The sequence below is a fragment of the Bacillus sp. JJ1764 genome (assembly GCF_036962145.1).
Taxonomy (GTDB): Bacteria; Bacillota; Bacilli; order Bacillales; family Cytobacillaceae; genus Neobacillus.
In genome coordinates, this window is the sequence record NZ_JBALNY010000181.1 from 1 (window position 1) to 11,871 (window position 11,871).

The 11,871-nt window shown below is 37.4% G+C and carries 15 protein-coding genes; 1 reads left to right on the forward strand and 14 read right to left on the reverse strand.

Annotated elements, in window-relative coordinates; translation table 11 throughout:
- The 14 genes from V7083_RS20565 to V7083_RS20630 all read right to left on the reverse strand — a co-directional run.
- On the reverse strand, positions 1-259 hold a 259-nt coding region (locus V7083_RS20565; protein WP_335481459.1), incomplete at its 3' end, for a chorismate synthase.
- 167 nt (positions 260-426) lie between these two features.
- Positions 427-873, reverse strand: coding sequence for a nucleoside-diphosphate kinase (gene ndk, locus V7083_RS20570; RefSeq protein WP_335481431.1), 447 nt, complete (start codon positions 871-873; stop codon positions 427-429).
- Between the two features lie 216 nt (positions 874-1,089).
- Positions 1,090-2,055 carry a heptaprenyl diphosphate synthase component II gene (hepT, locus tag V7083_RS20575; protein ID WP_335481433.1) on the reverse strand — a complete coding sequence of 322 codons (966 nt, stop codon included), beginning with the start codon at positions 2,053-2,055 and terminating at the stop codon, positions 1,090-1,092.
- 43 nt (positions 2,056-2,098) lie between these two features.
- Positions 2,099-2,803, reverse strand: coding sequence for a demethylmenaquinone methyltransferase (locus V7083_RS20580; RefSeq protein ID WP_335481435.1), 705 nt, complete (start codon positions 2,801-2,803; stop codon positions 2,099-2,101).
- 4 nt (positions 2,804-2,807) lie between these two features.
- Positions 2,808-3,626, reverse strand: coding sequence for a heptaprenyl diphosphate synthase component 1 (locus V7083_RS20585; RefSeq protein ID WP_335481437.1), 819 nt, complete (start codon positions 3,624-3,626; stop codon positions 2,808-2,810).
- 212 nt (positions 3,627-3,838) lie between these two features.
- Positions 3,839-4,072, reverse strand: a complete 234-nt coding sequence (gene mtrB / locus V7083_RS20590; RefSeq protein WP_335481439.1) for a trp RNA-binding attenuation protein MtrB — start codon at positions 4,070-4,072, stop codon at positions 3,839-3,841.
- A 32-nt stretch (positions 4,073-4,104) separates the two neighbouring features.
- Complete coding sequence (gene folE, locus V7083_RS20595; RefSeq protein WP_335481441.1) at positions 4,105-4,671, reverse strand: GTP cyclohydrolase I FolE; 567 nt, start codon at positions 4,669-4,671, stop codon at positions 4,105-4,107.
- A gap of 144 nt (positions 4,672-4,815) precedes the next feature.
- Positions 4,816-5,088 (reverse strand): HU family DNA-binding protein, encoded by a 273-nt coding sequence (locus V7083_RS20600; protein ID WP_335481443.1) that lies wholly within the window; start codon positions 5,086-5,088, stop codon positions 4,816-4,818.
- A gap of 328 nt (positions 5,089-5,416) precedes the next feature.
- Positions 5,417-6,895 carry a stage IV sporulation protein A gene (gene spoIVA, locus V7083_RS20605; protein ID WP_335481445.1) on the reverse strand — a complete coding sequence of 493 codons (1,479 nt, stop codon included), beginning with the start codon at positions 6,893-6,895 and terminating at the stop codon, positions 5,417-5,419.
- A gap of 302 nt (positions 6,896-7,197) precedes the next feature.
- Positions 7,198-7,908, reverse strand: coding sequence for a hypothetical protein (locus V7083_RS20610; protein ID WP_335481447.1), 711 nt, complete (start codon positions 7,906-7,908; stop codon positions 7,198-7,200).
- 38 nt (positions 7,909-7,946) lie between these two features.
- Complete coding sequence (locus V7083_RS20615) at positions 7,947-8,132, reverse strand: DUF2768 domain-containing protein (protein WP_335481449.1); 186 nt, start codon at positions 8,130-8,132, stop codon at positions 7,947-7,949.
- 326 nt (positions 8,133-8,458) lie between these two features.
- Positions 8,459-9,508, reverse strand: coding sequence for an NAD(P)H-dependent glycerol-3-phosphate dehydrogenase (locus tag V7083_RS20620; protein ID WP_335481451.1), 1,050 nt, complete (start codon positions 9,506-9,508; stop codon positions 8,459-8,461).
- 19 nt (positions 9,509-9,527) lie between these two features.
- Entirely contained in the window at positions 9,528-10,838 is a 1,311-nt protein-coding gene (der, locus tag V7083_RS20625; RefSeq protein WP_335481453.1) for a ribosome biogenesis GTPase Der, read from the reverse strand.
- A gap of 158 nt (positions 10,839-10,996) precedes the next feature.
- Positions 10,997-11,599: a YphA family membrane protein gene (locus V7083_RS20630; protein ID WP_335481455.1), complete on the reverse strand. Its 603-nt coding sequence runs from the start codon at positions 11,597-11,599 to the stop codon at positions 10,997-10,999.
- Between the two features lie 111 nt (positions 11,600-11,710).
- Here V7083_RS20630 and V7083_RS20635 point away from each other — a divergent pair, with 111 nt between their 5' ends.
- Positions 11,711-11,851, forward strand: coding sequence for a YpzI family protein (locus tag V7083_RS20635; RefSeq protein WP_335481457.1), 141 nt, complete (start codon positions 11,711-11,713; stop codon positions 11,849-11,851).
- The last annotated feature ends 20 nt before the right edge of the window (positions 11,852-11,871 follow it).

The following is an 11,871-nucleotide window of genomic DNA, read 5'->3' on the forward strand; positions in this document are numbered from 1 at the left end:
TTTTTGTCCAATGTTTCCAATCATTGTTCTTTACGACAAGGGCAATCGGTGAACCGAGCGTTTCACCGTGTCGAATTCCGGACATAATTTCGGCCGTATCCTTTTCAATTTGCATTCGTCGTCCCCGGCCATAGCCTTTTTGTCTTCTCGCTAATTCCTCATTTATGTCCTCAACCGTGATTGGCATTCCAGCTGGGAAACCTTCGATGATTGTCGTTAATTGCGGTCCATGGGATTCACCAGCTGTTAGGTATCTTATCGCCATTCTCTTTCCCCCTTCAACTCATTAAAGAATTATGTATCAATATAACATATCATGATGAAGAATCATAGTAGAACAATTCAGAAAATAGGTGTAAATTTTTATAAATGCGCTTACAAAAAAAAGCACTTGTATTTAAATACAAGTACTTTTTCTGTGCTAGATTAATAAATCCACTCGTTAACAAGCTTTGCATATTCGGTTAACTCAGCTGTGTTAAAGAATAAACCGATTTCGCGTTCTGCACTTGCCGGCGAATCAGATCCGTGAATAACATTCTTACCAACAGTTATTCCAAAATCACCACGGATTGTACCAGGGGCAGCATCTTTAGGATTCGTTGAACCCATCATCTGTCTAGCAGTTGCAATAACATTTTCACCTTGCCATACCATTGCAAAAACAGGACCTGAAGTAATAAAATCCACTAATTCGCCAAAGAACGGACGCTCTTTATGCTCTCCATAATGCTGTTCAGCAAGTTCAGCAGGTATTTGCATTAATTTAGCTCCAACTAGTTGAAAGCCCTTTCTTTCAAAACGTGCGACAATTTCACCGATTAAATTGCGCTGTACACCATCAGGTTTAATCATTAAAAATGTTTTTTCCATTTGCTCCACTCCTAAACCATATGTATGATTGTAGTCTCTACAACCCACGAAAAATATTACCATTGTTTTGAATATTTCGCAACACAGAAAAGCGGAAGCGCCTTGGTCAGGGGCTGGAGCTAGACAACATAGAAAAGCTCCAGCACCTAAGTCAAGGGCTGGAGCAAAACCATTCTCGATATCCAATTAAGGAGCTCTTCCCGATACGGTTAGAAATTAGGATTTACGGCGGCCAATGTTTTTGGCGATATCGTAAAGTGCTTTTCTTGCTTTGTTTTGTGGTAACTCGTCTAAAACAGCAAGTGCTTTATTCAAATATAAATCACTTAATGCAAATGATTTTTCAATTGCACCTGATTGTTTGATCATTTGAATAATCTCTTTCATTTCATGAGGTTTTGTTGTTTCATTTACAGTTGAAATTTTACTTTTAATTTGCAAATCCTGCTCCATAGCAAACAGTGCAGGGGCAGTGATGTTTCCATGCAAAAGGTCACTGCCAGCAGGCTTCCCCAAATCCTTTTCCGTTGCAGTAAAATCCAAAATATCATCCGTAATTTGAAAAGACATACCGACATAATAACCATAACGGAATAATTTTTTATGGACGGATTCTTCAACACCTGCTGCAATGGCTCCCAATTGACAGCTAGCGGCAATTAACAAAGCGGTTTTACGCTTGATTCTTCGCAAATAATCACGAAAATTTTGATCAAACCGATATTTATCTTTAATTTGTTGAATTTCTCCTACAGTCACTTCGACAATCGTATTAGATAGTATTTTGTGTGCGAGCGGACTTTTGACATTTGTCATAAGCTCAAGTGCAAGAGCAAAGACAAAATCACCCGTATACATAGCGATTTGACTATCCCATTTCGATTTTACGGTTGGCTGTCCTCTGCGAAGGTCGGCATCGTCTATTACATCATCATGGACCAAGGAAGCCATATGTATGAGTTCAAGAGCTACAGCTACATCTTTCATAATGTGAATATCATAATGACCAAATTTCCCTGCAAGCAAAACAAAAACAGGACGAATTCTTTTTCCTCCGGCTTGTAGTGTGTGCATTGATGCTTGTTTTAGAAGAAGAGAATCAGTATGGATTGTCTCTCCCAGTTTTTTTTCAATTAAGTTAATATCCGAATTCAAAAATGAATACATCATTTTTAATTTCATTTGTATTCACCTGACTTTATCCTGTCTTTGTTTCCGTTTTTATCTATTTCTTATATCCAATATGAACAGCAGCTGCCCCACCGCTATATGCTTTATACTTTACTTCGTTGAAACCGGCTCTTTCAAATAATCGCGCCAATTCTCTCATTCCAGGAAAATCACGGGCTGATTCCTGAAGCCATGAATATTCTTTATAGCTTTTTGCAAATAACTTTCCAAAGAAAGGCATGATGAAACGGAAATAAAAATAAAAAAGTTGTCTATAACCAATTAAGGTAGGTTGAGAGGTTTCTAAACAAACAACGAGCCCGCCCGGTTTAACAACACGATGCATCTCTTTTAGTACCTCGAGGTAGTCAGGAACGTTTCTTAAGCCAAAACCGATTGTTACGTAGTCAAAACTATTATCCGGAAACGGTAGATCCATAGCATTTCCATGAACTAATTCTGCTTGTTTAAGACCTAACTTCTTTATTTTTTCTGCCCCAACATTAAGCATGTTTTGACTAAAATCAAGACCAATCACCTTGCCATTCGGCCCCACAGCATCTGCCATTGCAATCGTCCAATCAGCAGTTCCACAGCATACATCAAGGGCTTTTGAACCAGGTTTTACATCCATTCTAGTCATAGTGTCTTTGCGCCATTTTATATGCTGTTGAAAACTGATTACAGAGTTCATTTTATCATAATTTTCGGAGATTTTTTCAAATACATGATGAACTCGTTCTTCTTTTGATTGCTGCATGAGTTTACCCTTCTTCCACGATTGTTTTTGCATAAGGCTGATGTTGAGTTAATAAATTCGTTACTCTCTTACTCAAAAATTCATTGACAAAAGGAATATGCTGAAGGCCTTTTTCAATGACTCCTTTGGAGATCTCTAGATAATGGTCACACACGTTCAATAGTTGTTGTTTTTGTTCATGGGATAATTCCCCGAAGTTGTATTCTGAAACTGGTACAACTATTTTCTTTAAAGACTCAAATAGAAGTGAAGACTCCTCACGGATAAACTGGTATTTCTCTTTAAGTAACCGCTTAAAGAAAAAGAGATGAATGATTACATCTTTCCAGATATCTGCCTTAAAATATTCTGTGAACCTGACAATAATGGAACTCTCAATCATCTTAAGACTTGTCATTAATGTTTCTATTTCCTTAGAATCTTTATGATAAACCGAGATTTTGTTTTCATTAACTTCCTTTATACCTTGGGATAATGCTCTTATCAGCATAATATTTTCTGACTCTGCCAGAAGTTTATAGTATAATCCGCTGTAATAATCACCCGTTAGCACAGTAAGTTCCCGGGTTTTATCGTCTACTTTATACTTTGAGATATGTTCATGTGTATCCAACGCAATTTGAATAAGCATGGTTGAATGGGCAAAATTCTCCATTTCATTATACGGAACTTTTAACCATTCCATAATAGATATAAGAATTAAGAGTTTATCTTCATCAATCAACGGTGTTTCAATATATTTTAGCAAGTAAGTGTCAAAAACACTTTTTTCGACTTTCTCTTTTACGGATATAAATTTTTGTCGAATATCCTGCATTTTCATCACCCTTGCTTCCCCGAAGTAATATTTATATGTATGTTTACTGTTCTAATTTTTATATAACTACTAAATCTTAAAGATAAAAAATAATTCTTTATTAAAACAAGGCAGAAACCATTATAACATAAAAGCAAGTATAGGCACATAAATTTACAAAATAAATATACTTCCAACTTGTTTGAATGTTAATAAAAGGTTATTGATTTATTTTTCCCTTATTTCTTGATTTCACTTTCAATTTCTCCAAATTGAGTTAAGATTTTTGCATTTCCCCTAATTTTGATGGCAGACGTATGCTCTGTAAATTGGGCAATTAATACTTCACCTTTATCGAGCTTTTCTGAATGATGAAATCTCGTATCAGATCCCCTCGTTAAGCCAATAACATTTACACCATCTTCACTTGCTTTAATAACTATATATTCACCATTTTGCTGACGTTTTTCCATAAACATCACTCCAAACAAAAAATTCTATCTTATTAAGCTTTAATCAAGTTGAGTATCTCAGAGCGGGCGATTGGATTATCCGACAAGTTTCCACGAACCGCCGTTGTCACAGTCTTTGAGCCCGGTTTTTTAACACCGCGCATAGTCATACACATATGTTCCGCTTCCACCACAACCATAACCCCATGAGGATCAAGTTTTTCCATTATACTGTCTGCGATAGTAGATGTAATACGTTCCTGTAATTGTGGTCTTTTTGCCACGGCTTCTACTGCCCTTGCCAGCTTACTTAAACCTGTAACACGGCCATTTTTTGGAATATATGCCACATGTGCTTTACCAAAAAAAGGAACAAGATGATGTTCACACATTGAATAAAATGGTATATCCTTAACTAATACCAATTCTTCATGATCTTCACTAAATATGGTTTCAAAATGGAGCTTTGGATCTTCATTTAAACCACTAAAAACTTCTTCATACATTTTTGCTACTCGTTTTGGTGTATCAAGCAATCCTTCGCGATTTGGATCTTCACCGATTGCCTCTAAGATTAAGCGTACAGCTTGCTCTATTTGAACGCGATTTATTTCTGCCACAATAATTCCCCCTATGCTAGTCAATTCATATTGACAAATACATATTAGCATACTAGCTGACATACAGGCAAAAAAGAAAAAGGCCATGGAATTTTTCCATGACCTTAGCTCTTAAGCATTCGCTTAAAGCAATAATTTATGTAATTATTTTACTGCGTCTTTAAGCGCTTTACCTGGTTTGAAAGCAGGAACCTTGCTTGCACCGATTTCGATCTCTTCTCCTGTTTGAGGATTGCGACCTTTACGTGCAGCACGCTCACGTACTTCAAAGTTACCAAAACCGATAAGTTGTACCTTATCACCAGTTTTTAAAGCATCTAAAATTGCATCAAAAACAGCATCAACTGCTTTTGTAGCGTCCTTTTTTGAAAGCTCACTAGCTTCAGCAACTGCGTTAATTAGTTCTGTCTTGTTCATGCCTTTCACCTCCTCCCAAAGAATTTTCGATAAATAATAATACTTATCTACATTTCTAAACAATTTTTCTAATTTCTATACGTCATAGTGTTGTTTTATTACCAAAGTTATACAATTTTTTTCTTTAGAAGATATAATCTACCGTTTTGGATACAACCCTTTATATAAAGGCATTACTACAACGTAAGTCTGTTAAAAGATTATCATAATCAAATCAGCATATCAAGAAGAAATCAAGAAATTATGGTAATCTTTTCTTAAGTTCGTCAAAATTCTACTAAATTTGCCTACTATAATAAAAAAAAGACTCCAAATCTGGAGTCTGGATTTATAGTATGATGGCAATTAGGCCGCCAGAACCTTCGTTGATGATCCTTTCAAGCGTTTCCTTTAATTTATATCGTGCATTTTCTGGCATTAAAGATAACTTTCCATGGATTCCTTCACGGACAATCGAACTTAAACTACGGCCGAATATATCAGAGTTCCAAATGGATAGTGGGTCATCCTCGAAATCCTGCATGAGATAGCGAACCAGTTCTTCACTTTGTTTTTCCGTTCCAATGATTGGGGCAAACTCTGATTCTACATCTACCTTGATCATATGGATGGAAGGAGCAACCGCTTTTAATCTTACCCCGAATCTGGCACCCTGGCGAATAATTTCCGGCTCCTCCAAGCTCATATCTGCGAGTGAAGGTGAGGCAATGCCGTAGCCAGTTTGTTTAACCATTCTAAGCGCATCGGCAATATGATCATATTCTGCTTTTGCGTGGGCAAAATCCTGCATCAGTTCAAGGAGATGATCCTTCCCTCTAATTTCAACCCCCACAATTTCTTTTAAAATATCATCATATAATTCATCAGGCGCCATTAAATCAATTTCAGCTACTCCTGAACCCATTTCAACACCTGCTAAACCAGCTCTTTCAATGAATTCAAACTCGCTGAATTGTTGAACTACCCGGTCGACATCTCTTAATCTCTTGATATCTTTTACTGTTTCTTTTACTGCATCCTGATAGCTTTCACGCAGCCAATGATTCTCCCTTAACACCATCACCCAGCTTGGAAGATTGACATTGACTTCAAGTACCGGGAATTCATAAAGGGCTTCTCTTAACACATTAAGCACATCATTTTCTCTCATACTTTCAACACTCATAGCAATGACAGGAATGTCATATTTTTCTGCCAAGTTTGAACGTAAGGTCTCTGTACTTGGATGGTAAGGTTGGGCACTATTTATAACCATGATAAACGGTTTTCCCACTTCTTTAAGTTCTTCAATCACGCGCTCTTCGGCTTCAATGTAGTTGCTTCTTGGAATTTCACCGATTGTGCCATCCGTAGTCACTACAACCCCAATGGTGGAATGCTCCTGGATTACCTTTCGTGTTCCGATTTCAGCAGCTTCATGAAATGGGATCGGTTCCTCATACCATGGGGTGTTAATCATTCTTGGGCCATTTTCGTCTTCATATCCTTTCGCCCCTGGGACTGTATAGCCCACACAGTCAACAAGTCTAATATTAACATTTAACCCCTCATCAACATGAACCGTAGCCGCCTGATTGGGGACAAATTTAGGTTCAGTGGTCATAATAGTTTTTCCTGCTGCACTTTGTGGCAATTCATCCTGTGCCCTTGATCTTTCCGCTTCACTCGCTATATTCGGTAATACAACAAGCTCCATAAATTTTTTAATAAAGGTTGATTTTCCAGTTCTAACTGCTCCTACTACTCCTAAATATATATCGCCGCCTGTTCTCTCGGCAATATCCTTAAAAATATCTGCCTTTTCCAAGTGATCCCCTCCTGATCATAGAGTAAAGTGGGATAAATTCATCCATATAGGTATTTTTGGATAGTATATGTTTATGATGTTGTCCTATCATGTTATGACACTTTTATAAAAATTTTTACCCCCTTATAAAAAATAAAAATTCACAAGAAGCTGTTATAATTCGTGCCATAGCTTTTTGGGGAGGGTTTCCATTTATGTTCACGGGATAGATATTGTCATCTATCACCGAACCAATTTTCCACAAAAAAACCCTTCTCCTACAATATATTTCTTCGGAAAAAGGTTATGACAAAATATATATTCTATTCTTCTAAAAATACTGGTTCATTTGTTTTAGCATCGACCGAAAGAGGAAGCGAAAATGCCGGTACAAACATTGAGTCGTTTGTAAGTATAGAACGGATATCTTCACCCGGCTTAACTCTATTGTTCCCATTTCTAAGGGCCTTGTATAGGTCAGGCCGATAATCTATATAGACTTGGGCTGAACCATTTATCACAAACGATAGATTCTGATTGGTAAAAGGGCTTTCCACTACAGGTTCACTTTTATACCCCAGTTTTTTAAAGTCAAGAGAGTAAACATTATTGGCAAGTTCCTTTTTATAGGGCGGATACCCCATTGCCTTTATTCTTAGATTTAGTTCACGTATGGTTTCGGCCATTCTAAGGTCAAGTAGTTTGACAGTTGGATTGGTTTCTACATCGATTAGGACATATTGAAAAATGCCTCCATTTTCATATGCATTTCCCGGTGGTTCAGCCATATATTTTGGTGTAATTTTTTTAAAGTCAATCGGATATTTTTGATAAATCGGTGTATCCGCTTCCTTTGTTTTAATGGGCAAAATTCCCCCATTGTCCTTTCTAAACTCATCCACTGCAGTTTGGACTGCTTGAATTTGGTCTTTATATGGTATTTGGTTTTTAGCCAATTCTTCCTTCGGATACATGCAGCCGGATAAGAGAAAAACGGATAGTACCATGAAGCATGCGAGCCATTTCCAATTCATAAAATCACCTAATTAATTATTTATTTATAAATTTTCGTTTATGTAAAAAAAACAATTAGTAAAGTTAATCCGGCAATAATCATAAAAATATAAGCCAAAACAGCTGTTATGATTTTAAAGGCTCCTTTTAATTTGAAACGACTTACATATATGGTGACGATAGCCAGCACCATAAAGCCCATTCCGGCAATCGAGATCCAATTTTTCAACATGCCTGGTGTCATTTTTAAACTCCCCCTTTTTTCGTCTGCTATTATACCATAAGAAATACTGTTCTTAAAAAAATAGGCTCTTTTGACTCCCGTCCAATTAACAGGGGAAACAGCTCAACAATGGGCAAAATAAAAAGCTGAAGTAGAAAGGGGCGTTTTCTACTTCAGCTAAGACTAAATAACCCATACTCCTGGCGTCAAACTACCATGTTACTTCGTTGCATTGTATGCATGTAAAAGGTAAAGGGTATCATCTTACGCCTATTTTCTTAGAGAAATGTCAGATATTATTTTGCAGGTATATCCCAAGCATTCATTTCATTCATTTTTTTGGATCTTTATACATTTCTTTCATCTAGGATATTTACTAAATCTTCCAGTTCGTTTCTTTTTCCGCGAGCCATTAAAACATCTACGCCATCCTTTGGATCCTTACCGTTAAATAAGACGTCATAAAGGGCAGAGGTAATCGGCATTTTCACATCATACTTCTCGGCAAGCTGATAGGCAGCTTTGGTGGTTCTTACACCTTCAACAACCATTCCCATGCTGTCCAGGACCTCTTCTAGACTATGACCCTTACCTAACATGTTTCCTGCTCTCCAGTTTCGAGAATGAACGCTTGTACAGGTAACGATTAAATCCCCAATCCCTGTTAAGCCAGAAAAGGTTAAGGGATTGGCTCCCATTTTCGTACCTAAACGGGCGATTTCAGCTAATCCCCTTGTCATTAAAGCTGCCTTGGCATTGTCTCCATAGCCTAAGCCATCTGTGATTCCTGCGGCAAGTGCAATGATATTCTTTAATGCACCTCCGATTTCTACCCCGATCACATCCGAGTTTGTATACACTCGGAAATTTAGATTTATAAATAAATCTTGAATTTTCTCAGCAGCAGCCATATTTTCGGAGGAAACAGTCACTGTTGTTGGATGGCGTAAACTTACTTCCTCAGCATGGCTTGGCCCAGATAAGACGACAACATCCTTCAAGTAATCCTTAGGCATTTCTTCTTTAATAATTTCCGTAATACGTAACAGCGTATTGGGCTCAATCCCTTTACTTACATGAGTAATGACAATCGGTTTGAAAAGAACCTCTCGGACCCTTCCCAACACTTCTCTAATCGCTTTTGTCGGTACCGCTAAAACGACATTTTCGATACCGGATAATACATCACTCAAGGATCCATATGCCACGATTAGTTCAGGGAGGATAATTTCAGGCAAATACTTTTTATTTGTATGAAATTGATTAATTTCTTTTACCTGTTCCTCATCGTGGCTCCATAAACGTACTTCATGGCCATTATCCGCCAACACCATAGCCAGAGCAGTTCCCCAACTGCCTGCACCTAAAACAGCTACTGCAGCTTTTTTTCCCTCCATTACATTACACCGCCTTCAGTTATTTTCTTTCTCTTGCGTATATTTTTATAGGTGTTCCTTCAAACCCGAATGCATCCCTTATACGATTTTCAAGAAATCTCTCATAGGAGAAATGTAATAATTCCGGTTCGTTTACAAAAACAACAAATGTAGGAGGCTTTACAGATACTTGGGTGGCATAATAAATTTTAAGACGCTTCCCTTTATCTGTAGGTGTAGGGTTCATTGCCACCGCATCCATAATAATATCATTTAAAACGCTGGTTTCTACACGCATAGAATGATTTTCACTAACCTGGTTAATCATCGGCAGCAGTGTATGAATCCGTTTTTTCGTTTTAGCGGATAGGTATACAATAGGTGCATAACTAAGGAATAAGAAATGATCCCTAATAGTTTGTTCAAATTCCTTCATGGTCTTTTCATCTTTCTCAATAGCGTCCCATTTATTCACCACAATGACGACTGCTCTGCCAGCCTCATGAGCATAACCAGCAATTTTTTTATCCTGCTCGATAATCCCTTCCTCAGCATTAATGACAACCAAAACAACATCAGATCGTTCAATGGCTCTCAAAGCACGGAGGACACTGTACTTTTCGGTATTCTCGTATACTTTTCCTTTTTTTCTAATACCTGCCGTATCGATGATCACATATTTTTGATCATTATACGTATAGGGTGAATCCACTGCATCACGGGTTGTCCCAGCTATATTACTGACAATGACACGATCTTCTCCAAGTATCGCATTGACTAAGGAAGATTTTCCAACATTCGGCCGCCCAATTAAAGAAAACTTAATGACATCTTCATCATATTCCAGTTGTTCATTTTTCGGAAAGAATTTCGCGGCTTCATCCAAAAGATCTCCTAATCCTAATCCGTGTGAACCAGAAACAGGGAAGGGTTCACCAAAGCCTAATGCATAAAAGTCATATAACTGCTCTCGCATCTCAGGATTATCAATCTTATTAACCCCTAAAACAATCGGTTTCTTTGATTTGTAAAGGATTTTGGCAACTTCTTCATCAGCTGCCGTGACTCCTTCTCTTCCGTTTGTTAAAAAGATAATAACATCGGCTTCATCAATCGCCACTTCTGCCTGTTGACGAATTTGTTCTAGGAACGGCTCGTCACCAATATCAATTCCTCCCGTGTCAATTATGTTAAATTCGTGTGTCAGCCATTCACCTGAGCTATAAATTCGATCCCTTGTCACGCCGGGAATATCCTCGACAATGGATACCCTCTCTCCAACAATCCTATTAAAAATTGTAGACTTGCCCACATTTGGTCTGCCTACAATGGCAATTACCGGTTTCACCATATGATCGCCATCCTTTCTATTCTATTATTTATGCAAGTTGGCTTCATGATTCTTCAAAAGATAAGAGATACCCTAAGAAATAAACCCTTCCATTCCTAGAAGGGCCTAACTTATATATTTTAGCAAATGTTAATCCTTTCCCGCAATGGAAAGTATCATTAAAGCTTTCTTTCTTTTTCTAAAAAATGAAAATGGTGTTGTAAAGTGGTTATGGTAGACTCGAGTATCTTCCATCCCACCAGTATTCCAGAAGTTAAGGAAAAAACATCCAGATAGGACAGGTCACCTATTGAATAAGGAAATTGGTAGTTACTAATGAAATAGGCGTATAAAAATTCTCCCTGCATAGTGCCACAGGCAATCATTAATAATCTTCCCTTTAAGTCTTTGTGAAGAAGCAGGGCCAAGTATCCAATTACGGCACCCATCATCCACTCACGTTTAAATATAAGCCAAATCGGGTCGAAAATTTCGAATAAGAGAAAAGTAATATACGCGATGGATACAATAAGTGAACAAATGAAAAGATAGAGCATAGCACCTTTTTTTTCGAAACTTAAAAATAAATAGGTAAATAATAATAAAAACAAACCACCTAGGTAAATTTTATCATTTCCTATTGTCAAATAACGATCGGAAAAAATAATAATGACGAGAACAATAGCAGCTAATTTAAACCGATATGGATTTTGCTTACTCAAGATAAAGGTAACATACACCCAAAGCATCCAAAAAATCAAATAAAATAGAGTACCCTCCAAGGTCCACACACCTCCTATTATTTACATTATTGCTATTCTTTATGTACTTTCATACTTGCCTGCATAATATTTTTGAGATGATTTATCTTAATAGAAGGAGGTGCGAAAAGCATGGGAAAAGACCGCCAAGAGAAAAAGTTAAAAGAAAGTAAAAAAGTGGAGTCTGATCGTGATCAGGCATTACACTATCCCGGTTCTACGAAACTTTCCAGTCCTGAGGAAGCCAGAGGATTAAATGACAATAAATATTAATCGAGTAGGAGGGGGTGACT